We start from the raw sequence: 22,776 nt of genomic DNA, 5'->3' as shown, positions 1-22,776 counted from the left end.
CGTGCTGTTGGACCACGAAGTGCCTGTTGAGCGCAAGGAGACGCCGGTCGGGCGCCAGAGAGGAAGCGGGGACGCTCCGCGGCGTCAGATCGCGAAGCCGATGGCGCGCATCATCTCGCGCCCGTCGTCCGTGATCCGCTCCGGGCCCCACGGCGGCATCCACACCCAGTTGATGCGGAACCGCTCGCAGTGGCCGTCGAGGGCCTGCGCGGTCTCCTCCTCGATGACGTCGGTCAGCGGGCAGCCCGCGGACGTGAGCGTCATCGAGATGATGAGCGCGTCGTTCTCGTCGTCCCAGCCCAGGTCGTAGATGAGGCCGAGGTCGACGACGTTGACCCCGAGTTCGGGGTCGACGACGTCCTTGAGCGCCTCGGTGATCTCATCGAAGCGCTCCGGGGTGAGCGAGACGGTGGCCATCAGAGCGTCACCGCGCTGCCGGAGAGGTAGCGGTCGTACCCCTCGTCCTCGAGGCGCTCGGCGAGCTCCGGCCCGCCCTCCTCCGCGACGCGGCCGTTCACGAAGACGTGCACGAAGTCCGGCTTGATGTAGCGGAGGATGCGTGTGTAGTGCGTGATGAGCAGGATGCCCAGGCCGGTGTTCTCCTTGGCGCGGTTGACGCCCTCGGACACGATGCGCAGCGCGTCCACGTCGAGGCCGGAGTCCGTCTCGTCGAGCACCGCGAAGCGCGGCTTGAGGAGCTCCAGCTGGAGGATCTCGTTGCGCTTCTTCTCGCCGCCCGAGAAGCCCTCGTTGACGTTGCGCTCGGCGAAGGAGCTGTCCATGCGGAGGCGGCCCATCGCGTCGCGGACGTCCTTGACCCAGCCGCGGATCGCGGGGGCCTCGCCGTCGAGCGCGGTCTTCGCGGTGCGCAGGAAGTTGGAGTTGGTGACGCCGGGGATCTCGACAGGGTACTGCATCGCGAGGAACAGACCGGCGCGGGCCCGCTCGTCGACGCTCATCTCGAGGACGTCCTCCCCGTCGAGCGTGATGGAGCCGCCGTCGACCGAGTACTTGGGGTGGCCCGCGATCGCGTAGGCGAGGGTCGACTTGCCGGAGCCGTTCGGGCCCATGATCGCGTGGATCTCGCCCTCGTTCACCGTGAGGTCGACGCCGCGCAGGATCTGCTTGCTGCCCTGGTCGGTCTCGACGCTGACCTGGAGGCCGGAAATCTGGAGAGTGGACATGGTGCTACCTCTTCTTTTCGACGCTCAGGCGTCGACGCGCTTGGGGACGGGGTCGACGTAGACGTCGTCGTCGACGACGGTCACATCGAATACGGGGACCGGCTCGTAGGCCGGGAGGGAGAGCGGGCGGCCCGACTTGAGCTCGAAGCGGGAGCCGTGGGCCCAGCACTCCAGGGTGTCGTCCTCGACGAAGCCCTCGGCGAGCGAGATGTCGCCGTGCGTGCACGTGTCGCCGAGGGCGTGGATCTCACCGGCGCTGTCCTTGACGACCGCGACGGCGGTCCCGTCGACCATCACCCGGAGGGCCTGATCGACGCGGACCTCCGAGACCGAGCAGACGCGGACGCCGCTCATCGGGCGCTCTCCTCGAGCTCGATCTCGATGGCGGCGGAGAGCCGCTCCTCGAGGGGCTTGTACCCGATCTTCTGCACGATCTCCTCGAGGAAGCCGCGGACCACGAGGCGGCGTGCCTCCTGCTCGGGGATGCCACGGGCGCGCAGGTAGAAGAGCTGCTCGTCGTCGAAGCGACCGGTCGCGCTCGCGTGGCCGGCGCCCTGGATGTCGCCGTTCTCGATCTCGAGGTTGGGCACCGAGTCCGCGCGCGTGCCGTCGGTGAGGACCAGGTTGCGGTTCTGCTCGTAGCTGTCCGTGCCCACGGCCTCGGGGCCGATCAGGACGTCGCCGATCCAGACGGTGCGCGCGCCGTCGCCCTGGAGGGCGCCCTTGTAGTTGACGCGGCCGCGGGTGTTCGCCGCCTTGTGGAAGAGGAAGACCTGCTGCTCGAGGTGCTGGTGGGAGTCCGCGAAGTAGACGCCGTACAGCTCACCCTCGGCGCCCGTGCCGGCGAGGGTGACGGCCGGGTTCACCCGGACCACCTCGCCGCCGAGCGACACCACGACGTGGCGGAGGGACGCGTCGCGCCCGACCCGCGCGAAGTGGGTCGCGACGTAGCGCGCATCGTCGTCGAAGTCCTGCACCGTGACCACCGTCAGGCGGGCGGAGTCGCCGACGAGGATCTCGACGTTCTCGCTGAGGAGGGCCGGACCCGAGTTGTCGAGGACGACCAGGGCGTCGCTGAACGGCTTCGCCTCGATGAGGGTGTGCGCCGCCCGCGGCTCGCGCCCGAAGCCCGAGCGCGAGATCGTGACCTCGCGGTGCTCCTCGCCGCCGACGGTGACGGCGAGGGCCCCCTCGAACATCGTCCACGCGTTCGCGGACGCCCGCTCCTCCGGGATGCCGGCGAGCCCGATCCGCGGGTCGCTGCGGGTCACCCAGGAGATGTCGACGTCCTCGACCTCGGGCGCCTCGAACTCGTACCGGGTGCCGTCGAGGAGCCCGTCGAGCAGCGCGGAGATCCGGTCGACCGGCGTCAGCTTCCACGCCGCCTCGCGGCCCGTGACCGCGGGGAAGTCGTGGACGTCGGTGGAGGTGAAGCGCTCGTTGCGCGTCTGGACGGGCGCGACGCCGTGCCGGCTGGTCGCGTCGGCGATGATCGCCGGCCGCGTGCCGGTCCCCGTCACCTCGACGGCGGTCTCGCCGTCCGCGGTCGCCAGCCCCTTGGTGCCTGCCGTGTTCGTTCCTGCCGTGTCAGTCACTCAGCCGACGCTGCCTTCCATGCCCATCTCGATGAGCTTGTTGAGCTCGAGGGCGTACTCCATGGGAAGCTCCCGAGCGATCGGCTCGATGAAGCCGCGGACGATCATCGCCATCGCCTCGTCCTCCGGCATGCCGCGGGACATGAGGTAGAACAGCTGCTCCTCGCTGACCTTGGAGACCGTCGCCTCGTGGCCGAGCTGGACGTCGTCGACCCGGATGTCGATGGCCGGGTAGGTGTCCGAGCGCGAGATGGTGTCGACGAGGAGGGCGTCGCAGCGGACGGTGTTCGCCGAGTGGTGGGCATTGGCGTCCACGCGGACCTCGCCGCGGTACCCGGCCCGGCCGCCGCCGCGCGCGATCGACTTGGAGACGATCGAGCTCTGCGTGTACGGAGCCATGTGGATCATCTTCGCGCCGGCGTCCTGGTGCTGACCCGGGCCCGCGAAGGCGACGGAGAGGGTCTCGCCCTTGGCGCGCTCGCCGACCAGGTAGATGGACGGGTACTTCATCGTCACCTTGGAGCCGATGTTGCCGTCGATCCACTCCATCGTCGCGCCCTCGTGGGCGATCGCGCGCTTGGTGACGAGGTTGTAGACGTTGTTCGACCAGTTCTGGATGGTCGTGTAGCGGACGCGGGCGTTCTTCTTGACGATGATCTCGACGACCGCGGAGTGCAGCGAGTCCGACTTGTAGATCGGGGCCGTGCAGCCCTCGATGTAGTGGACGTAGCTGTCCTCGTCGGCGATGATCAGCGTCCGCTCGAACTGGCCCATGTTCTCGGTGTTGATCCGGAAGTAGGCCTGCAGCGGGATCTCGACGTGGACGCCCTTGGGCACGTAGACGAACGAGCCGCCCGACCACACTGCCGTGTTGAGCGCGGCGAACTTGTTGTCGCCGGCCGGGATGACTGTGCCGAAGTACTCCTCGAAGAACTCAGGGTGCTCCTTGAGGGCGGTGTCGGTGTCGAGGAAGATGACGCCCTGCTTCTCCAGGTCCTCGCGGATCTGGTGGTAGACGACCTCCGACTCGTACTGAGCCGCGACGCCTGCGACGAGGCGCTGACGCTCCGCCTCCGGGATGCCGAGCTTCTCGTAGGTGTTGCGGATGTCCTCGGGCAGGTCCTCCCAGCTCTGGGCCTGCTTCTCCGTGGACCGCACGAAGTACTTGATGTTGTCGAAGTCGATCTCGGAGAGATCGGCGCCCCACATGGGCATCGGCTTGCGCTCGAAGATCTGCAGAGCCTTGAGGCGGTTCTTCCGCATCCACTCGGGCTCGCTCTTGAGGGCCGAGATGTTCTCGACGACCTCGGGCGAGAGACCGCGGCGAGCGGTCGCGCCGGCGGCGTCGGTGTCGGCCCAGCCGAACTCGTACTGGCCGAGGGTCGCGAGCTCAGGGCGGTCGATCAAGACGTCGGACATGTGTACCTCTCTTCCCGTCTGGGGCAACCAGACGGAGCATCCCGGCATTCCCTCGCACAGGGTTCCCTCAGGGCGGCGGACCGCCCGATCTCAGGGCCCGGGGCTCGTCGTGCCTAGACTGAACACTGCCTCGGGAGGACTCCCGATTTCGACGCTGACCTGCCAGGACGGCAGTGGGCTGTGTTCGTTAACCCCATCAATGCTACAGGGCGCGGTACGCGCGCGGAAGGCGAACGGTGGCCGTAGACACCCGGGCGGAAGCCCCCTCCCCCGCAGGCGTGCGCGCACGCCTGATGCCCGCCGAGGTGACCCGGTGGACGAGGGCGATCGCGTGGATCAACCTGGCCCTGCAGACGCTCATCGTCGGCACCGGTGGGGCGGTCCGCCTCACCGGCTCGGGCCTCGGCTGCCCCACCTGGCCCCGGTGCACCGACGAGTCGTACGTCGTCACGCCGGAGATGGGCATCCACGGCTTCATCGAGTTCGGCAACAGGCTCCTCACCTTCGTGCTCGTGGCGGGGGCGATCCTGCTGTTCCTGGCGGTCGTCCGGACCGCCGGCTCGGGCCGGGGCCTCGTGCTGCCCGCGCTGCTGATCGCGTTCGGCATCCCGGCGCAGGCGGTCATCGGCGGGATCAGCGTCCTCACGCAGCTGAACCCCTACGTCGTCGGGCTGCACTTCGTCGTGTCGATCGGGCTGGTCGCGCTGTCCACGCTGCTGGTGTGGCGCGTCCACCACCCCGTCGCGGAGCGCGCCGACGTCGTGCCCGCCGCGACCCGGGCGACCGCGTGGGCGGTCGCGGTCCTCGCCCTCGTGACGATCGTCGTCGGCATCGTGACGACGGGATCCGGGCCGCACGCCGGGGACAGCGGGGCGGCCCGCAACGGCCTGAACCCGGAGCTGCTGCAGCACGTGCACAGCTGGCCCGCCTACGCCATGTTCGGGCTCAGCCTCGTGCTGCTCGTCCTCTCCCGCCGGGCCCCGCTGGTGCGGCGGTACGCCCTCCTGCTGCTCGCGGCCGAGGTGCTGCAGATCGCGGTCGGCATCACCCAGGCACGCAGCGGCCTGCCCGCGGGACTCGTCGCCGCGCACATGCTCCTCGCGTGCCTCATCACGGCGGCGGCCACCGCGGTCGTGCTCGCCACCCGGCAGCCCGCGCGGGCGCTGCCCCGCTAGCCCGGGGGGCACCGCGGGCGACCGGGCGGTGACCCCGGTCTGGGTCGCGTCGATGTCACCGGCCGGGAGTACCATCCCGGCCCATGGCGTTCCTCGAAGCGGAGGACCTGAGGGTCACCTATCACCCCCGGAAGGCACCCGTCGTGAAGGCGCTGGACGGGCTCAGCCTCGACGTGCCTCAGGGCACCGTGTTCGGGCTCCTCGGGCCGAACGGCGCCGGCAAGTCGACCACCGTCAAGGTGCTCACGACGCTCATCCGCGCCGACTCGGGCCGGGCGCGGATCGACGGCATCGACGTCCGGGAGGACCCGGAGGAGATCCGGCGCAGGATCGGCGTCGCCGGCCAGTACGCCGCGGTCGACGAGAATCTCACCGCGCTCGAGAACCTCGATATGGTCGGGCGTCTCTACCACTTGAGTCGCACCGACTCGAAGCGGAGAGCCGAGGAGCTGGTCGCGCTCTTCGACCTCGGGGAGGCGAAGAGCAGGCCGGTGAAGGGGTTCTCGGGCGGCATGCGGCGGCGCATCGACCTCGCATGCGCCCTCGTCATCTCCCCGGCGGTCCTGTTCCTCGACGAGCCGACCACGGGGCTCGATCCCCGCAGCCGGCTCGGCATGTGGGACGTCATCGAGAGCCTCGCGTCGGCCGGCACGACCGTCCTCCTCACGACCCAGTACCTCGAGGAGGCCGACCGGCTTGCCGACGACATCGCGGTGATCGACCGCGGGCAGGTGATCGCGCGCGGCACCGCCGACGAGCTCAAGGCCCGCGTCGGCGGACGGCGCATCCAGCTGACGCTCGTGTCGGCGGACGACCTGCCCGCGGCCGTCGCCGCGCTGCAGCGGGTGGGCACGGGTGCCCCCGACGTGTCCGGCGACGGGCGGGCGGCGAGCGTCACGGTCGCCGAGGGCGCGCCCGCTCTCGCGGAGGTCCTCGCGGAGCTCGCCCGGCAGGGCATCGAGCTGCACGACGCGGGGATGCAGCGCCCGACACTCGACGACGTCTTCCTGCGCCTCACCGGTCACGCGGCCGAGGACGGCGAGGCGGACGAGACGGAAGGAAGGAAGGGATCATGACCGTCGCAGCGGATCGCGTCACCACGTCCCTCGAAGCGGCCCCGGTCCCCCGGGAGCCGTCGCCTCTCGCGGCCTGGTTCTCCGACGGGTGGATCACGACCCGGCGCAACCTCATCAAGATCAAGCGCGTCCCGGACGTCCTCGTCTTCACGACGCTGCAGCCGATCATGTTCGTGCTGCTCTTCAGCTACGTCTACTCCGGCTCCATCCAGATCCCGGGCTCCGACTACAAGGAGTTCATCATGGCGGGCATCTTCGCCCAGACCGTGGTGTTCGGCGCCACCTGGTCGGGCTACGCCACCGCGCAGGACATCCGGGACGGCATCATCGACCGGTTCCGGACGCTTCCCATGCGCCCCTCGGCCGTGCTGGTGGGCCGGACGAACGGCGACCTGCTGATCAACTCGATCTCGATGGTCGTGATGATCCTCACGGGCCTCGTCGTGGGCTGGCGGGTGCGCTCCAGCCTGCTCGAGGGGCTGGCCGGCGTCGTCCTGCTGCTCGCGTTCGCCTACGCCCTGTCCTGGGTGATGGTCTTCATCGGACTGAGCGTGCGCAGCCCGGAGGTCATCAACAACGTCTCCTTCATCGTGCTCTTCCCGCTCACGTTCATCTCGAACGCGTTCGTGCCGAGCGAGAACCTGCCGACGCCGCTCCGGATCTTCGCCGAGTGGAATCCCGTGTCCGCGCTGGTGCTGGCGGCGCGGCAGCTGTTCGGCAACGTCCCCCCGGGCATGCAGGTGGGCGACACGTGGACGATGCAGAACCCGGTCCAGGCCGTGCTGATCGGCATCGCGGTCCTGCTGGCGGTCTTCGTCCCCCTCTCGGTGTGGCGCTTCGGCCGCATCGGCAGCCGCGCCTGAGCGGCCCTCGGAACTGGCGCTCAACAGGCTGAACTTCGGCCAACAGCACGTGCAGCGGCGTGTCGTGCTGTTGGGCGCAAATTCTGACTGTTGAGGGCCAGGTGCGCTGGCCTAGAACGGGAGCAGCGGGTCGATCGCGACGGCGAGGAAGAGCAGCGTCAGGTAGGTGATCGAGGCGTGGAACACCCGCATCGGGCGGGGCTCCTCACCGCGGATGGCGAGCCCGTAGAGGCGGTGCGTCTCGTAGACGAACCAGGTGCCGGACGCCACGGCCGAGAGGCTGTAGACGAGGCCCATCCCGGCCACCGGGACGAGCAGGAGCGAGCACGCGACGGTCGCCCACGCGTACAGGATCGTCTGCAGGCCGACGGTCTGCCGGGACCGCACCACTGCGAGCATCGGCACGCCGACGGACTCGTAGTCGTCCCGGTACTTCATCGAAAGGGGCCAGTAGTGCGGCGGCGTCCACAGGAACACGACCATGAAGAGGATGAACGGGGCCCAGTCGAGGCTCCCGGTCACCGCGGCCCAGCCGATGAGCACGGGGAAGCATCCCGCGATCCCGCCCCAGATGATGTTCTGCTCGGTCCGGCGCTTGAGCCACATCGTGTAGACGAAGACGTAGAAGAGGATCGCGGCGACGGAGAGGACGGCGGCCAGCGGCGTCGTGAAGACCAGGAGCCACACCGTCGAGACCACGCCGAGGATCCACGCGAACACGAGCGCCTCGCGCGGCGTCACCTCCCCCGTGACGAGCGGACGCCGCTTCGTGCGGTGCATGACGCTGTCGATGTCGCGGTCGAGGTAGCAGTTGAACGCGTTCGCGGAACCGGCGCTGAGGGCACCGCCGAACAGGGTCGCGAGGACGAGCCACGGGTCCGGGATGCCGTCCGCAGCGAGGATCATGACGGGCGCCGTGGTCACGAGCAGCAGCTCGATCACCCGGGGCTTGGTGAGCGCCAGGTAGGCCCTCGCCTTGGTGCCGAGGGTCGCCCGTCGAGGCGTCGCCTCCGCGCCGCGCTCCGGTTCTACTGCTGTGCTCACCGCGCTCGATTCTACGGTGCGCCCGGGAGCAGACCCGGAGAAGCCCCGTTACGTCAAGGGCGAGGGCGGCTCCGAGGGGCCCTCCTATACTTGAACAGGCCTGACAGCGGGCCGATATGGCCTGACCACGGGCCGTACGACTGGCTCGGCGCCCGGGCCGTACAACTTCATGAAGAAGGGCTCTCCCCCAGTGGCAGATCTCCAATGGGACCCCATTGACGACAAGGCAGTAGACACCGCTCGCATCCTCGCCGCGGACGCGGTGGAGCAGGCGGGCAATGGGCATCCGGGGACGGCGATGAGCCTCGCCCCCGTCGCGCACCTGCTGTTCCAGAAGGTCATGCGCCGGGACCCGAGCGACAACGACTGGGTGGGGCGCGACCGCTTCATCCTCTCGGCGGGGCACGCATCGCTGTTCCAGTACGTGCAGTTCTACCTCGCCGGCTACGGCCTCGAGCTGGAGGACCTCCAGCACCTCCGCAAGTGGGGCTCCAAGACCCCCGGCCACCCGGAGTACGGCCACACCGACGGTGTCGAGATCACCACGGGCCCCCTCGGCCAGGGTCTCGCGTCCGCGGTCGGGTTCGCCTACGCCGCCCGCTACGAGCGCGGCCTGTTCGACCCTGAGACGCCCGCCGGGCAGAGCCCGTTCGACCACTTCATCTACGTGGTCGCCAGCGACGGCGACCTCCAGGAGGGCGTGACGAGCGAGGCCTCCTCGCTCGCGGGTCACCAGAAGCTCGGGAACCTCGTCGTCATCTACGACGCCAACCAGATCTCCATCGAGGACGACACCAACGTCGCGTTCACCGAGGACGTCGCCAAGCGGTACGAGGCCTACGGCTGGCACGTGCAGACGGTCGACTGGAAGAAGACCGGCGAGTACGTGGAGGACGCCCACGAGCTCCACCGGGCCATCGAGGCCGCGAAGGCGGAGACGGACCGCCCGTCGATCATCGTCCTCAAGACGATCATCGGCTGGCCGAGCCCGAAGAAGCAGAACACCGGCAAGATCCACGGCTCCGCCCTGGGCGCCGACGAGCTGCGCGCGCTCAAGGAGGTCGTCGGCTTCGACCCCGAGAAGACCTTCGAGGTCCCGGAGGGTGTCCTCGAGCACACCCGGAAGGCCGTCGAGCGCGGCCAGGCCGAGCACGCCGAGTGGCGCAAGGGCTTCGACGCCTGGGCGGAGGCCAACCCCGAGCGCAAGGCGCTGTGGGACCGGCTCGAGGCGCAGCAGCTGCCCGAGGGCCTCGAGGAGGCCCTGCCCGTCTTCCCGACGGACAAGGCGGTCTCCACCCGTGCCGCGTCCGGCAAGGTGATCAACGCGATCGCCCCGCTGATGCCGGAGTTCTGGGGTGGATCCGCGGACCTCGCGGAGTCGAACCTCACGACGATCAGCTCGGCCGAGTCGTTCCTGCCGCCCGAGTGGTCCACCCACGAGTGGACCGGCAACCCCTACGGCCGCGTCCTGCACTTCGGCATCCGCGAGCACGCGATGGGCTCGATCCTCAACGGCATCGTGCTGCACGGCAACACGCGTCCGTTCGGCGGCACGTTCCTGATCTTCAGCGACTACATGCGCCCGGCGGTCCGGATCGCCGCGCTGATGGGGGCGCCGTCGATCTTCGTCTGGACCCACGACTCCATCGCCCTCGGCGAGGACGGGCCGACGCACCAGCCGATCGAGCAGCTCACCGCGCTGCGCGCGATCCCCGGCCTCGACGTCGTGCGTCCGGCCGACGCCAACGAGGTCGCGTGGGCCTGGAAGACGATGCTCTCCCGGCACAACGGACCGGCCGGCATCGCGCTGAGCCGGCAGAACCTTCCCGTGTTCGAGCGCGGCGACGGGGATGCCGAGGGCGAGACGCTCGCGCACGCCCGCAACGTGGCCCGCGGGGCCTACATCCTCGCCGAGGCGCCCAACGGGACGCCCGACGTGATCTTCCTCGCGACCGGGTCCGAGGTCCAGATCGCGCTCGCGGCCCGGACCCAGCTGGCCGACGAGGGCATCAACGCCCGCGTCGTGTCCGTGCCCTGCCTCGAGTGGTTCCAGGAGCAGGACGACGAGTACCGCGAGAAGGTCCTGCCCGCGGCCGTCAAGGCCCGGGTCTCCGTCGAGGCGGGCATCGCGCTCGGCTGGCGGCCCTGGGTCGGCGACGCCGGCCGCAGCGTCTCGATCGAGCACTTCGGTGCGTCGGCCGACTACCAGACGCTCTACGAGAAGTTCGGACTCACCGCGGAGGCCGCCGTGGCCGCCGCGAAGGACTCCCTGGCCGCGGTCTGACGCGGCCCACGAGCTATCAGGAAAGAGGGAACAACGATGACCGACACGGCATCCGCCACGACCACCCCCACTGCCGCCCTCTCCGCCGCGGGCGTGAGCATCTGGCTCGACGACCTGTCGCGCGAGCTGCTGAACTCCGGCGCGCTCGACCGGCTGATCGCCGACAAGAACGTGGTCGGCGTGACCACCAACCCGACGATCTTCGCCTCCGCCCTCGCCAAGGGTGAGGCGTACGACGAGCAGGTGCGCGAGCTCGCCGCCTCGGGCGCCGACGTCGCGAAGGCGATCTTCGAGATCACGACGGCCGACGTGCAGCGCGCGGCGGACGTGTTCCGCCCGATCTACGACTCGACCCAGGGCTACGACGGCCGGGTCTCGATCGAGGTCGAGCCCGGCAAGGCGCACGACACCGAGGGCACCATCCAGGAGGCCAAGGCGCTCTGGGCCAAGGTCGACCGGCCCAACGTCATGATCAAGATCCCCGCCACCAAGGCCGGGCTCCCCGCGATCACCGCGGCGATCGCTGCGGGGATCAGCGTGAACGTCACGCTGATCTTCAGCCTCCAGCGCTACGCCGAGGTCATCGACGCCTACCTGACCGGCCTCGAGCAGGCCGAGAAGGCGGGCATCGACCTGTCGACGATCCACTCGGTCGCCTCGTTCTTCGTGTCCCGCGTGGACACCGAGGTCGACAAGCGGCTCGACGCCCTCGGCTCGGACGAGGCGAAGGCGCTGAAGAGCAAGGCGGGCATCGCGAACGCCCAGCTCGCCTTCAAGCTGTTCACCGAGCAGTTCGGCACGGAGCGGGCGATCGGCCTGCAGGAGCGCGGCGCCAACCGCCAGCGCCCGCTGTGGGCGTCGACCGGCGTGAAGTCCCCCGACCTGCCCGACACGCTCTACGTGGAGCAGCTCGTGACCCACGGGGTCGTGAACACGATGCCGGGCAAGACGCTCGACGCGACGTTCGACCACGGCAACATCACGGGCGACACCGTGACGGGCTCGTACGACGAGGCCCAGCGGGTGCTCAGCGCGCTCGACGGCCTCGGCATCGACTTCGACGAGGTCACCGAGCTCCTCGAGCGCGAGGGCGTCGACAAGTTCAATGTGTCCTGGGACGAGCTCGTCCAGACGGTGACGAGCGCGCTCGAGGGCGCCAAGTGAGCGTCCGGATCCTGGCGGGCGGCGCCGCCCGGGAGGCGATCGAGCGGGTCGTGCCCCAGCTCGTCGCCGACAGGGTGGCGTCCGGGATCACCGGTCAGGACCCGGACCTCTGGGGCGAGGCCGCGATCGAGGAGGCGTCCAAGCGGCTCGGCTGGACCGAGGCCGTGGCCGTCTCGCGGCCTCTCGTCGCCGAGATCGTCGCGGTCCGGGAGGAGCTGCGGGCGAAGGGCGTCGACCACATCGTGCTCGGCGGGATGGGCGGCTCGTCGCTCGCGCCCGAGGTCATCACACGCACGTCCGGCGTGCCGCTGACCGTCCTCGACTCGACCGACCCGGGTCAGGTGCTCGCCGCCCTGAACGATCGGCTCGAGCGCAGCGCGCTCGTCGTGTCGTCCAAGTCGGGATCGACGGTGGAGACCGACAGCCAGCGCCGCGCCTACGAGAAGGCGTTCAGCGATGCCGGCATCGACCCGCGTGAGCGGATCATCGTCGTGACCGACCCCGGCTCGCCGCTGGACCGGTCCGCCCGGGACGCCGGCTACCGCGTCTTCAACGCGGACCCCAACGTGGGCGGACGCTTCTCGGCGCTGACCGCGTTCGGCCTCGTGCCCTCGGGACTCGCGGGCGCCGACATCGCCGAGCTGCTCGACGAGGCCGAATCGGAGTTGGTGTACCTCGCGGTCGACCAGGAGGACAATCCCGGTCTCGTCCTGGGCGCCGCTCTCGCCGGCACCAGCCCGCTGAAGGACAAGACGGGCATCGTCGCGGACGGCACGCACATCGTCGGCTTCGCCGACTGGGCCGAGCAGCTCGTCGCCGAGTCGACGGGCAAGGAGGGCAAGGGCCTCCTCCCGGTCGTCCTCGACCCCGACTCCCCCGAGCTCAGCGACCGTCCGGAGGACCTCCTGATCGTGCGCCTCGTGGGCGATGCGACGCTCAGCCGGCACTCCGAGGAGGTCGGACGCGGCGAGGTCGTGATGAGCGGAACGCTCGGCGAGCTCCTGCTCGTGTGGGAGTACGCCATCGCCGTCGCCGGCCGCCTGCTCGGGATCAACCCCTTCGACCAGCCGGACGTCGAGTCCGCCAAGGTCGCGGCGCGCGGCCTCCTCGAGGCCCGGCCGGAGCCGACCGCTCCCGCGTTCAGCGAGGGCGGCATCGAGGTCCGCGGGACCGACGACGTCGTCTCCGGCGTCGGCGACCTGCGGAGCGCGCTCGAGTCGCTGTTCTCGAAGGTCGGCCCGGACGGCTACCTGTCGATCCAGGCCTACGTGAACCGGCTGGCGCTGCCCCGGCTCGAGGAGACCCGGAACCTGATCGCCGCCGAGGTGCACCGTCCGGTCACCTTCGGCTGGGGACCGCGGTTCCTGCACTCGACGGGCCAGTACCACAAGGGCGGCCCCGCCGTCGGCGTGTTCCTGCAGATCACCGCCGACCCGGAGCAGGACCTCGAGATCCCGGACCGCCCGTTCACGTTCGGTCAGCTCATCCAGGCGCAGGCCGCCGGAGACGCCACCGTGCTCGCCGAGCACGGGCGTCCGGTGCTGCGCCTCAACCTCACGTCCGACGCGGCAACGACGGCGCTGTTCGACGCACTCAGTCCTCGAACCTGACGGGCTCGCCCGTCCACGCTAGGAGTCGTGCATGCCGGTCGCCATCACACCGGACTACAACCCCCTCCGTCTCGCCTCTGATCGCCGCCTCAACCGCATCGCGGGGCCCAGCGGCCTGATCATCTTCGGCGTGACCGGAGACCTCTCCCGCAAGAAGCTGATGCCGGCGGTCTACGACCTCGCCAATCGCGGACTGCTGCCGCCGGGGTTCGCCCTGGTCGGCTTCGCGCGCCGCGACTGGGAGGACCAGGACTTCGAGAAGGTCGTCTACGAAGCCGTCAAGCAGTACTCGCGCACGCCCTTCGAGGAGGACGTGTGGACGCAGCTGAAGGCGGGGGTCCGGTTCGTCTCCGGGACCTTCGACGACGACGCGGCGTTCGACGAGCTCAAGCGCACCATCCACGAGCTGGACGCCGAGCGCGGGACGATGGGCAACCACGCGTTCTACCTGTCGATCCCGCCGAAGGCGTTCCCGCAGGTCACGGAGCAGCTCCGCCGCTCCGGGCTCGCGCAGCCCAAGGAGGGCGAGTGGCGGCGCGTCGTCATCGAGAAGCCGTTCGGCAGCGACCTGAAGACGGCCCGCGAGCTGAACGACGTCGTCGAGTCGGTCTTCCCGCCCGACTCCGTGTTCCGGATCGACCACTACCTCGGCAAGGAGACGGTCCAGAACATCCTCGCGCTGCGCTTCGCGAACCAGCTCTACGAGCCCATCTGGAACGCGAACTTCGTCGACCACGTCCAGATCACGATGGCCGAGGACATCGGCGTCGGCGGCCGTGCGGGCTACTACGACGGCATCGGCGCGGCGCGGGACGTCATCCAGAACCACCTGCTGCAGCTGCTCGCGCTGACGGCCATGGAGGAGCCCGTCTCGTTCGACGCGCGCGACCTGCGCATCGAGAAGGAGAAGGTCCTCTCCGCCGTCCGCCTCCCGAAGGACCTGGCGCACTCCACGGCGCGCGGCCAGTACTCCGGGGGCTGGCAGGGCGGTCAGAAGGTGACCGGCTTCCTCGAGGAGGAGGGGATGAACCCCAACTCCCTGACCGAGACCTACGCCGCGATGCGCCTCGACATCGACACCCGCCGCTGGTCCGGGGTGCCCTTCTACCTCCGGGCCGGCAAGCGGCTCGGGCGGAGGGTGACCGAGATCGCGGTCGTGTTCAAGCGCGCACCGCAGTACCTGTTCGCCGAGGCGCAGACCACGATGCTCGGGCAGAACGCGATCGTGATCCGGGTCCAGCCCGACGAGGGCGTGACGATCCGGTCCGGCTCGAAAGTCCCGGGCGCCGGCATGCAGGTGCGCGACGTCACCATGGACTTCGGCTACGGGCACGCCTTCACGGAGGCGAGCCCGGAGGCCTACGAGCGCCTGATCCTCGACGTGCTCCTCGGCGAGCCGCCGCTCTTCCCGCGCCACCGCGAGGTGGAGCTCTCCTGGATGATCCTCGATCCGATCGAGGAGTTCTGGTCCATGCAGGGCCAGCCCGAACAGTACTACCCGGGGACCTGGGGCCCGTCGTCCGCCGACGCCCTCATGGCCCGCGACGGCCGCACCTGGAGGCGCCCGTGATCGTCGACCTGCCCAACACCACGACGGCCGGGGTCTCCAAGGCCCTCGTCAAAATCCGCGAGGAGGGCGGCGTCATCGCCCTCGGCCGGGTGCTGACGCTCGTCATCGCGGCCGAGATCGGCCACGAGGAGGAGGCGATCGAGGCCGCCAACGAGGCCTCGCGCGAGCACCCCATGCGGGTCATCGTCGTCTCGCACGACGAGGACTCCCGGTCCGACGTCCCGCCCCGCGTGGACGGCCAGATCCGGGTCGGCGGCGACGCCGGCGCGAGCGAGGTCGTCATGCTGCGCGCCTACGGCGCCGCGGCGAGCAACGAGGAGACCCTCGTGACGGGGCTCCTGCTGCCGGACGCGCCCGTCGTCGCCTGGTGGCCGGGCCGCGCCCCGGACGTCGTCTCGCAGTCCCCCATCGGGCGCATCGCGACCCGGCGCATCACCGACGCGTCGTCGCAGCCGGACCCGCTGCGCTTCCTCGATCACCTCTCGCACTCGTACTCCCCGGGTGACACCGACTTCGCCTGGACGCGCCTCACGCTCTGGCGTGCACAGCTCGCCGCGGTCCTCGACCAGCCGCCGTACGAGCCGGTCATCGGCGCCGAGGTCTACGGCGCGGACGACTCCCCCTCGACCGGCCTCCTGGCCGCCTGGCTGGGCCTGCAGCTGGACGCGCCCGTGAGCCACGAGGTGTCCGACCACGGCAGCGGCATCCACGCCGTACGGCTCGTGCGCCGGTCGGGCATCATCGAGCTCGACCGTCCCCAGGGCAGCGTCGCGACGCTGACGCAGCCCGGGAAGCCGACGCACGACATCTCCCTCCCCCGTCGCAATCTCCGCGACTGCCTGGCCGAGGAGCTCCGCTTCCTGGGCACCGACGACCTCTACGGCGAGGTGATCACCCATGGTCTGCCGAGGCTCCACGAGCCGGTTTCCGCGAATGCTAGTGTGGCGGAACCCGTGAAAGGTGGCCGAAGGTGACCAACGAACGCCGGGTGATCGTGCATCCCGACACCGACGCATTGGTGGCGTCGGTAGCCGCGCGCTTCATCACCAAGATGCTGGACCTCCTCTCTGAGAACGAGGAGGCGCACGTCGTGCTGACCGGTGGCGGTGTGGGCGGCGCGACCCTCCGCGCGATCCGCGACTCCCCCGCCCGGGACACCGTCGACTGGCTGCGCGTCCACTTCTGGTGGGGCGACGAGCGGTTCCTCCCGGCGAACGACCCCGAGCGCAACGCGGTCCAGGCGAGGGAGGCCCTCCTCGACGCGCTGCCGACGCCGGCGTCCAACATCCACCCGTTCCCCGCCAGCGACGAGATCTCCGACATCGACGAGGCGGCGGCAGCGTACGCCGACCAGCTCGTGCTCGCCGCGCCGGAGGGCAGGAACCTGCCGAGGTTCGACATCACGTTCCTCGGCGTCGGTCCCGACGGGCACATCGCCTCGCTCTTCCCGAACCGGGACGGCGACCGCAACGCGGACAAGACGGTGGTCGCGGTCCGGAACGCGCCGAAGCCGCCCGCCGACCGGCTGAGTCTCACGCTGCCGGCCATCAACACGTCCGACCGGATCTGGCTCGTCCTGGCAGGTGCGGACAAGGCGCCCGCGCTCGGCCTCGCCCTCGCCGGAGCATCCGCCAAGGAGGTCCCCGTCGCCGGCGTGCAGGGCCGCAAGCGCACCGTCTTCTTCGTGGACAAGAAGGCGGCGGCGGACGTCCCCGCCTCCCTCATCGCCAGCACCTACTAGACCCGCCCGCCCCGTACAGCGGCGCATGCGAAAAGGCCCCCGACCGGATGGTCGGGGGCCTTCTTCGTGCACCTAGTCCTGGGCGGGGATCTTGCCGCGGCGGATGCGGAGCTGCGTCAGCGCCTCGTCGAGCAGCTGCTGCGCCTCCTCCTCCGTGCGGCGCTCCTTCACGTAAGCCAGGTGCGTCTTGTACGGCTCGGTCTTCTGCACGGCCGGCGGGTTGTCCTTGTCGCGTCCCGCGGGCAGACCGCTCGACGGCGAGTCGATCACGTCCGGGATCTCGTCCGCCGGCAGGTTCGCGGCGAAGTAGCGGACCGTCTCGTTGCCGAGCGCGTCCCAGTAGGACACGGCCACGCGCTCCGCGTGGAAGCCGTGGTCCTGTTCGCCCATTGGTCCCGCGCCGACGCGGGAGCCGCGGATAGCGCTGCCTCCTGATGCCATTTCTCCCCCTCGGGTGTGTGATCCGCCGTCAGGCGGCGACGTCGAATCGGGTGATGAGGCCGAGCACGACGATGCAGGCCACCCAGACCAGGCCGAGTATGACCGTGATCCTGTTGAGGTTCCGCTCCGCCACTCCGGACGCGCCGAGGTTGGACGTCACGCCGCCGCCGAACATGTCGGAGAGGCCGCCACCGCGTCCGCGGTGCAGCAGGATGAGCATGGTCAGCAGCAGGCTGGTGATGCCGAGCACCACCTGGAGCACGACCGCGAGGATCTCCACGCATTGCCTTTCGTCGGGAACCGGCACCGCCGGACTGAACAGAGTATAGGCGGTCGGCCCGCCGTGCCAGGTCGCCGCACCTGATCCGAGCCCTATTGCGCCTACCGGCGGACGCTGCTGAGCACGGTCGTCGCGGCGATCTTGAGCGTGCCGCCCTCGTCCACGAGCCGGTACGCGGTGAGCTCGTCGACGACGCTGCCGTCGGTGTAGACGTAGGTCACGACAGCCTCCACCTGATCGGGCGCGATGCCGCGGACGCCGCTCACGGACACCTCCGACACCGCGTCCCAGAAGCGCTGGTAGGCGGCCCTGCCGCCCGCATGGTTGGTCTGGTAGTCCGCGGTCATCAGCGGCCAGGCCGCGTCCGTGTTGTCCGGCATGAGGGCGTAGTAGGACGTGACCGCTTGCGCGAGCTGCTCCTCGCGCGTGGCGGCCGGCGGGGGCTGCGGTTCGGGAGCGGGTGTCGTCGCCGCCGGCGGAACGGGGGTCGCCTCCGGGTCCTCGGTGGGCGCCGCTGCGGAGGGCGTCGCGGACGGCGTGACCGAGGGCTGGGCGGAGGCGGACGGACTCTCCCGAGGCGTCGCGGTGGCGCTCGGGCGGGAGTCCCCGACGAGGTCGCGCTCGGCCAGCCGCCCGATCAGCAGGCTGCCGCCCAGGAGCGCGACCGCGGCCACGATGGCGACGGTCAGGATCGCGGCGAGGCGGCGGCCCCGCTCGCGGCCGCCGGCATGGGCGACGGGCGCCGGCGTGCCGGGTCGTTCACCGGCCTCTTGATCGGCGGCGCGTCCTCTCGGCGCAGGAGCCGAGGGCCGCTGATGCGCATCGGCCACGAACCACGGCAGCGGTTCCACCGTCCGAGGGCCTGGCGGAGGGGTCGGCTGCGGCGCCGCGGAGGGCACGGCGGCCTGCGCCGGGGTGGGCGTCGCCTCCCCCTCGGCGTCCCTCGTCGCGCTCTCGGGAACGGGCGTGCCGGCATCGGGCGGCGGGGCCTGCTCGCCGGTCCCCTGCTCCTCGGCCGGTCCCTCCTCGCCCGACCCCGGCACGGTCTCCTCGGCGCGACCGGCGGCCCCGTCGTCGAAGGAGCCGTCGTCGAAGGAGCCGACATCGCCGGAGCCGCCGTCGCCGGCCGCTGCTCCCTCGCCGTCCTCGTCCGGCCGCGCGATCAGGGTGAGGTCGTCGTGCGGAACGGCCTCCTCCGGCTCCTCGGAGGCGGGCTCCCCGGTGGACGAGGGCGGATCCTCCTCGCCCGCGCTCGACGTGGGCGGCGGGGGCAGCACCGGCGGAGGCAGCGGCATGGTCACGGTGCCGGCGCGCTCATCGGCGCGCGCCGCCTGTGCCAGCGTCTCCAGCCGGGCGGCGACGTCGCCCATCGACGGCCGCGACTCCGGATCCGAGTCCAGCATCTCGAGCAGGATCGGCGTGAGCGCCCCGCTGCGGACGGGCGGCGGAAAGCGCCCGGCCGCCACCTTGTGCAGGAGCGCGATCGAGTTGGAGTCCAGTCCGAAGGGCGGCGCCCCCTCGGTCGCGGCGTAGAGGGTCGACCCGAGGGAGAACACGTCGGACGGGAAACCGGAGGTCGCGCCGCGGGCGACCTCGGGCGCCAGGTAGGCGGGGGTGCCGTGCACCAGGCCCGTGGAGGTGAGGGTGGCATCACCGAGCGCGTGCGAGATGCCGAAGTCGCTGATCAGCGCGTTCCCGTCCTCGGTGAGGAGGATGTTGCCGGGCTTCACGTCGCGGTGCACGATCCCGAGCTTGTGCGCCGCGGCGAGAGCGGAGGCGATCTGCGCCCCGATGCGGGCCGCCTCCGCCGGAGGCAGCGGTCCTCGCTCCCGGAGCACGGCGGCGAGCGTCGTGGACGGGAGGTACTGCATGATCAGGCACGGCTGACCCTCGTGCTTGACCGCGTCGAAGACCGGCACGGCGTGCGGGTGGTGCAGTCGCGCGGTGATGCGCGCCTCGCGCATGGCGCGGTTCTTCGCGAGCTCGGCTTCCGCCTCGCTGACGCCGACCTCGGTCCGCAGCTGCTTGACGGCGACCGGCCGCTCGAGGACCTCGTCCCAGCCCTCCCAGACGATGCCCATCCCGCCCGCCGCGATGCGGCGCACGAGCCGGTAGCGCCCGCCGAGGAGAGCCTGCGGTGCACTCACCGAATCGCCCTCTCTCCTCCCGGTGGCTGGGAGTCCGAGCCTATGTCAGGAGCAGAGAGGGCGATCGGGGGTTGAGGTCAGGGGTCTGCAGGGGTTTCGGCGGCGCCGGACCTCCGCGGTCGTTCGGCTAGGCGCCGACGTGCTTGCGGAACCGGACGATGCTCGAGAACTCCTTGAGGTCGAGGCTCGCCCCGCCGACGAGCGCGCCGTCGACGTCCGGCTCCCGCAGGAACCCGGCGATGTTCGCCGCCTTCACCGACCCGCCGTAGAGGATGCGAGTCGCCGCGGCCGCCTCGGCGGACAGGACCTCGGCGAGGAGGGAGCGGAGCGCCCCGGCGACCTGCTGCGCCTGCTCGGGCGACGCGGCCTGGCCGGACCCGATGGCCCACACCGGCTCGTACGCCACGACGATCTCCGCGTCCGCCGGCACACCGACCAGGGCGTCCCGCAGCTGCTTCACCGGCACCGCACTCGGGCCGAAGGCCTCGAGGTCCTCGGCGGTCTCGCCGACGCAGACGATCGGGACGAGGCCGTGCCGCAGCGCGGCCTGCACCTTGGCGCCGACGACCTCATCGGTCTCGGCGTGGTAGCTGCGCCGCTCCGAGTGGCCGATGATCACGTACTTCGCCTCCAGCGCGGCGAGGAACGCGCCCGAGACCTCGCCCGTGTAGGCGCCCGAGTCGTGCCGTGAGAGGTCCTGGCCGCCGTAGGCGATCTCGTACTTGTCGGCGGAGATGAGGGTCTGCACCGAGCGCAGGTCCGTGAACGGCGGGAAGATCGCGACCTCGGTCTCCCGGAAGTCGTGCCCGGCGTCCTTGAGGGTCCAGGCGAGCTTCTGCACGAACGCGATGGCCTGGAGGTGGTCCAGGTTCATCTTCCAGTTGCCGGCGATGAGCGGGACGCGCTCGGTCACGGCTGCCATCCGAGGACCTCCAGTCCGGGCAGGCTCTTGCCCTCGAGGAACTCGAGGCTCGCTCCCCCACCAGTCGATATGTGCCCGAACCGGTCGTCCGAGAACCCGAGCGCGCGCACGGCCGCCGCGGAGTCGCCGCCGCCCACGACCGAGAGCCCGCCGACCTTCGTCAGCGCGTCGGCGACGGCGCGGGTGCCCGCGGCGAACTCCGGGAACTCGAAGACGCCCATCGGGCCGTTCCAGAAGACGGTCCTCGACCCGGCGACGATCTCGGCGAAGCGGGCGGCGGTGTCGGGACCGATGTCGAGCCCGATGCCGTCGGCGCCGAAGCGGGTCGACTCGATGCCGTCGACCGGCGCCACCTCGTTGGCCGCGTCCGCCGCGAACTTCTCGGCGACGACGACGTCGGTGGGCAGGACGAGCTGGACGCCCAGCTCCTCGGCGCGGCCGAGGTACCCGCGGACGGTGTCCAGCTGGTCCTGCTCGAGGAGGCTCTTGCCGACGGGGTGCCCCTGGGCCGCGAGGAACGTGAAGAGCATGCCGCCGCCGATGAGGAGCGAGTCCACGCGCGGCAGCAGGTGGTCGATGACGCCGAGCTTGTCGCTGACCTTCGATCCGCCGAGGACGACCGCATAGGGCTTCTCGGGATTCTCGGTGAGCCGGTCGAGGACCTCGAGCTCGGCGGCGACCAGGCGGCCGGCCGCGCTCGGCAGCGCATTCGCCAGCTCGTACACGCTCGCCTGCTTGCGGTGCACGACGCCGAAGCCGTCGGACACGAACGCCTCGCCGAAGCGGGCCAGCTCGCGCGCGTACTCCTCGCGCTGCGCGGCGTCCTTGCTCGTCTCCCGCGGGTCGAACCGCAGGTTCTCGAGCAGGAGGACCTCGCCCTCGCCGAGCTCGGGGCTGGTGTCCGCCGGCGCGCGTCCGTCGAAGCGGACGGGCCGGCCGAGGAGCTCCCCGAGGCGATCGGCGACGGGACGGAGGCTGTACTTCGCCTCCGGCTTGCCGTCCGGACGCCCGAGGTGGGAGATGACCGTCACCCGGGCGCCCTGCTCGAGCAGGGCGTGAAGCGTGGTGAGGGAGGCCCGGATCCGGCCGTCGTCGGTGATGACCCCGTCCTTCAGAGGGACGTTGAGGTCACACCGGACGACGACCGGCTTCCCGGCGAGCGACCCGAGGGACTCGAGAGTGCGCAGCGCCATCAGGAGGACGTCAGAGCCGCTCGGCGACGTACTCGGTGAGGTCGACGAGGCGGTTGGAGTAGCCCCACTCGTTGTCGTACCACGCCGACAGCTTCACCTGGTTGCCCAGGACCCGGAGCAGGCCCGCGTCGAAGATCGCGGAGTGCGGGTCGGTGACGATGTCGGAGGACACGATCTCGTCCTCGGTGTACTTGAGGATGCCGTCGAGGTAGCCGCTCGCCGCCTCCCGGTACGCCGCCTTGATGTCGTCGACGCTCACGCTCTTGGTCGCCTCGACCGTCAGGTCCGTGACGGAGCCGGTGGGAACCGGGACACGGAGGGCGAAGCCGTCGAGCTTGCCCTTCAGCTCGGGCAGCACCAGGCCGATCGCCTTGGCGGCGCCGGTCGAGGTCGGGACGATGTTGATCGCAGCGGCGCGGGCGCGGCGGAGGTCCTTGTGGGGGCCGTCCTGGAGGTTCTGGTCCGCGGTGTACGCGTGAACGGTCGTCATCAGGCCGCGCTCGATGCCGAACTCGTCGTTGAACACCTTCGCGAGCGGCGCGAGGCAGTTCGTGGTGCAGGACGCGTTCGAGATGATGTTGTGCGTCGCCGGGTCGTACGTCTCGTGGTTCACGCCCATGACGAAGGTGGCGTCCTCGCCGGTGGCCGGCGCGGAGATCAGGACCTTCTTGGCACCCGCCTCGATGTGCTTGCGCGCGTCCTCCGCCTTGGTGAAGCGTCCCGTCGACTCGATGACGATGTCGACGCCGAGGTCGCCCCAGCCCAGCAGCGCGGGGTCGCGCTGCTCGAGGACCTTGATCGGCTTGCCGCCGACCACGATGGAGTCGCCCTCGACCGTCACGTCCGCGTCGAGGCGGCCCGTGATCGAGTCGTACTTGAGCAGGTGGGCCAGCGCCGCGTTGTCGGTGAGGTCGTTCACCGCGACGATCTCGAGCGGGCTGCCCTTCGCGAGCGCGGCTCGGAAGTAGTTGCGGCCGATGCGGCCGAAGCCGTTGATGCCGACACGAACCAAGGAAATCTCCTGACGACGGGGCGTCACTCGGACGCCGTTGTGATGAGCTGCGGCGG

General features: G+C 70.6%; 21 protein-coding genes. 9 read left to right on the top strand and 12 right to left on the bottom strand.

Annotated features, from left to right (window positions below):
• Window positions 1–84: 84 nt before the first annotated feature.
• The 5 genes from J3P30_RS12960 to sufB all read right to left on the bottom strand — a co-directional run bounded on the left by J3P30_RS12960 (window position 85) and on the right by sufB (window position 4,198).
• Window positions 85–417: a metal-sulfur cluster assembly factor gene (locus J3P30_RS12960; protein WP_210481425.1), complete on the bottom strand. Its 333-nt coding sequence runs from the start codon at window positions 415–417 to the stop codon at window positions 85–87.
• On the bottom strand, window positions 417–1,184 hold the full coding sequence (gene sufC, locus J3P30_RS12955) for a Fe-S cluster assembly ATPase SufC (RefSeq protein ID WP_210481424.1): 768 nt from the start codon (window positions 1,182–1,184) through the stop codon (window positions 417–419). Before sufC ends, J3P30_RS12960 begins: the two co-directional genes overlap by 1 nt.
• Before the next feature lie 24 nt (window positions 1,185–1,208).
• A complete protein-coding gene (locus tag J3P30_RS12950) occupies window positions 1,209–1,538 on the bottom strand; it encodes a non-heme iron oxygenase ferredoxin subunit (protein ID WP_210481423.1) in 330 nt (109 codons plus the stop codon).
• Window positions 1,535–2,677, bottom strand: coding sequence for a SufD family Fe-S cluster assembly protein (locus J3P30_RS12945; protein WP_307807552.1), 1,143 nt, complete (start codon window positions 2,675–2,677; stop codon window positions 1,535–1,537). The genes J3P30_RS12950 and J3P30_RS12945 overlap by 4 nt, the downstream gene beginning before the upstream one ends.
• A 102-nt stretch (window positions 2,678–2,779) precedes the next feature.
• On the bottom strand, window positions 2,780–4,198 hold the full coding sequence (gene sufB / locus J3P30_RS12940; RefSeq protein WP_210481422.1) for a Fe-S cluster assembly protein SufB: 1,419 nt from the start codon (window positions 4,196–4,198) through the stop codon (window positions 2,780–2,782).
• Window positions 4,199–4,491: 293 nt separating this feature from the next.
• Here sufB and J3P30_RS12935 point away from each other — a divergent pair, with 293 nt between their 5' ends.
• The 3 genes from J3P30_RS12935 (at window position 4,492) to J3P30_RS12925 (ending at window position 7,312) form a co-directional block, all read left to right on the top strand.
• Entirely contained in the window at window positions 4,492–5,373 is an 882-nt protein-coding gene (locus J3P30_RS12935) for a COX15/CtaA family protein (protein ID WP_210482002.1), read from the top strand.
• Window positions 5,374–5,456: 83 nt separating this feature from the next.
• Complete coding sequence (locus J3P30_RS12930; protein ID WP_210481421.1) at window positions 5,457–6,449, top strand: ATP-binding cassette domain-containing protein; 993 nt, start codon at window positions 5,457–5,459, stop codon at window positions 6,447–6,449.
• Window positions 6,446–7,312: an ABC transporter permease gene (locus J3P30_RS12925; protein WP_210481420.1), complete on the top strand. Its 867-nt coding sequence runs from the start codon at window positions 6,446–6,448 to the stop codon at window positions 7,310–7,312. The genes J3P30_RS12930 and J3P30_RS12925 overlap by 4 nt, the downstream gene beginning before the upstream one ends.
• Window positions 7,313–7,423: 111 nt before the next feature.
• On the opposite strand, the gene J3P30_RS12920 is transcribed toward J3P30_RS12925, so the two are convergent.
• A complete protein-coding gene (locus tag J3P30_RS12920) occupies window positions 7,424–8,356 on the bottom strand; it encodes a heme o synthase (RefSeq protein ID WP_210481419.1) in 933 nt (310 codons plus the stop codon).
• 190 nt (window positions 8,357–8,546) lie between these two features.
• On the opposite strand from J3P30_RS12920, the gene tkt reads away from it, so the two are divergent.
• Genes tkt through pgl form a run of 6 tightly spaced genes read left to right on the top strand, consistent with a single transcriptional unit; the run spans window position 8,547 to window position 16,725 of the window.
• A complete protein-coding gene (tkt, locus tag J3P30_RS12915) occupies window positions 8,547–10,640 on the top strand; it encodes a transketolase (protein WP_210481418.1) in 2,094 nt (697 codons plus the stop codon).
• A gap of 36 nt (window positions 10,641–10,676) precedes the next feature.
• A complete protein-coding gene (tal, locus tag J3P30_RS12910) occupies window positions 10,677–11,804 on the top strand; it encodes a transaldolase (protein WP_210481417.1) in 1,128 nt (375 codons plus the stop codon).
• Complete coding sequence (locus J3P30_RS12905; RefSeq protein WP_210481416.1) at window positions 11,801–13,414, top strand: glucose-6-phosphate isomerase; 1,614 nt, start codon at window positions 11,801–11,803, stop codon at window positions 13,412–13,414. Before tal ends, J3P30_RS12905 begins: the two co-directional genes overlap by 4 nt.
• Window positions 13,415–13,445: 31 nt before the next feature.
• Window positions 13,446–14,984, top strand: coding sequence for a glucose-6-phosphate dehydrogenase (gene zwf / locus J3P30_RS12900; RefSeq protein ID WP_210481415.1), 1,539 nt, complete (start codon window positions 13,446–13,448; stop codon window positions 14,982–14,984).
• On the top strand, window positions 14,981–15,958 hold the full coding sequence (locus J3P30_RS12895) for a glucose-6-phosphate dehydrogenase assembly protein OpcA (protein WP_210481414.1): 978 nt from the start codon (window positions 14,981–14,983) through the stop codon (window positions 15,956–15,958). The genes zwf and J3P30_RS12895 overlap by 4 nt, the downstream gene beginning before the upstream one ends.
• A complete protein-coding gene (gene pgl / locus J3P30_RS12890) occupies window positions 15,955–16,725 on the top strand; it encodes a 6-phosphogluconolactonase (protein WP_210481413.1) in 771 nt (256 codons plus the stop codon). The genes J3P30_RS12895 and pgl overlap by 4 nt, the downstream gene beginning before the upstream one ends.
• Before the next feature lie 72 nt (window positions 16,726–16,797).
• Here pgl and J3P30_RS12885 read toward each other — a convergent pair whose 3' ends face one another.
• The 6 genes from J3P30_RS12885 to gap form a co-directional block, all read right to left on the bottom strand.
• Complete coding sequence (locus J3P30_RS12885; RefSeq protein ID WP_210481412.1) at window positions 16,798–17,166, bottom strand: RNA polymerase-binding protein RbpA; 369 nt, start codon at window positions 17,164–17,166, stop codon at window positions 16,798–16,800.
• Window positions 17,167–17,194: 28 nt separating this feature from the next.
• Window positions 17,195–17,446: a preprotein translocase subunit SecG gene (gene secG, locus J3P30_RS12880; protein ID WP_210481411.1), complete on the bottom strand. Its 252-nt coding sequence runs from the start codon at window positions 17,444–17,446 to the stop codon at window positions 17,195–17,197.
• Window positions 17,447–17,547: 101 nt separating this feature from the next.
• Window positions 17,548–19,593 (bottom strand): serine/threonine-protein kinase, encoded by a 2,046-nt coding sequence (locus tag J3P30_RS12875; RefSeq protein WP_210481410.1) that lies wholly within the window; start codon window positions 19,591–19,593, stop codon window positions 17,548–17,550.
• Between the two features lie 127 nt (window positions 19,594–19,720).
• Window positions 19,721–20,515, bottom strand: coding sequence for a triose-phosphate isomerase (gene tpiA, locus J3P30_RS12870; protein ID WP_210481409.1), 795 nt, complete (start codon window positions 20,513–20,515; stop codon window positions 19,721–19,723).
• Window positions 20,503–21,708 carry a phosphoglycerate kinase gene (gene pgk / locus J3P30_RS12865; RefSeq protein WP_210481408.1) on the bottom strand — a complete coding sequence of 402 codons (1,206 nt, stop codon included), beginning with the start codon at window positions 21,706–21,708 and terminating at the stop codon, window positions 20,503–20,505. The genes tpiA and pgk overlap by 13 nt, the downstream gene beginning before the upstream one ends.
• A 10-nt stretch (window positions 21,709–21,718) precedes the next feature.
• Window positions 21,719–22,720 carry a type I glyceraldehyde-3-phosphate dehydrogenase gene (gap, locus tag J3P30_RS12860; protein WP_210481407.1) on the bottom strand — a complete coding sequence of 334 codons (1,002 nt, stop codon included), beginning with the start codon at window positions 22,718–22,720 and terminating at the stop codon, window positions 21,719–21,721.
• Window positions 22,721–22,776 lie beyond the last annotated feature (56 nt).

This window comes from Naasia sp. SYSU D00948, assembly GCF_017916515.1.
Lineage (GTDB): Bacteria > Actinomycetota > Actinomycetes > Actinomycetales > Microbacteriaceae > Naasia.
Note: the sequence above shows the minus strand (reverse complement) of the source record. Positions and strands in the feature narration are given on the sequence as shown.

Coding starts and splice junctions, on each gene's coding strand:
- J3P30_RS12960 (WP_210481425.1), bottom strand. CDS start 417: ATGGCCACCGTCTCGCTCACCCCGGAGCGCTTCGATGAGATCACCGAG.
- sufC (WP_210481424.1), bottom strand. CDS start 1,184: ATGTCCACTCTCCAGATTTCCGGCCTCCAGGTCAGCGTCGAGACCGAC.
- J3P30_RS12950 (WP_210481423.1), bottom strand. CDS start 1,538: ATGAGCGGCGTCCGCGTCTGCTCGGTCTCGGAGGTCCGCGTCGATCAG.
- sufB (WP_210481422.1), bottom strand. CDS start 4,198: ATGTCCGACGTCTTGATCGACCGCCCTGAGCTCGCGACCCTCGGCCAG.
- J3P30_RS12935 (WP_210482002.1), top strand. CDS start 4,492: ATGCCCGCCGAGGTGACCCGGTGGACGAGGGCGATCGCGTGGATCAAC.
- J3P30_RS12930 (WP_210481421.1), top strand. CDS start 5,457: ATGGCGTTCCTCGAAGCGGAGGACCTGAGGGTCACCTATCACCCCCGG.
- J3P30_RS12925 (WP_210481420.1), top strand. CDS start 6,446: ATGACCGTCGCAGCGGATCGCGTCACCACGTCCCTCGAAGCGGCCCCG.
- tal (WP_210481417.1), top strand. CDS start 10,677: ATGACCGACACGGCATCCGCCACGACCACCCCCACTGCCGCCCTCTCC.
- zwf (WP_210481415.1), top strand. CDS start 13,446: ATGCCGGTCGCCATCACACCGGACTACAACCCCCTCCGTCTCGCCTCT.
- J3P30_RS12885 (WP_210481412.1), bottom strand. CDS start 17,166: ATGGCATCAGGAGGCAGCGCTATCCGCGGCTCCCGCGTCGGCGCGGGA.
- tpiA (WP_210481409.1), bottom strand. CDS start 20,515: ATGGCAGCCGTGACCGAGCGCGTCCCGCTCATCGCCGGCAACTGGAAG.
- pgk (WP_210481408.1), bottom strand. CDS start 21,708: ATGGCGCTGCGCACTCTCGAGTCCCTCGGGTCGCTCGCCGGGAAGCCG.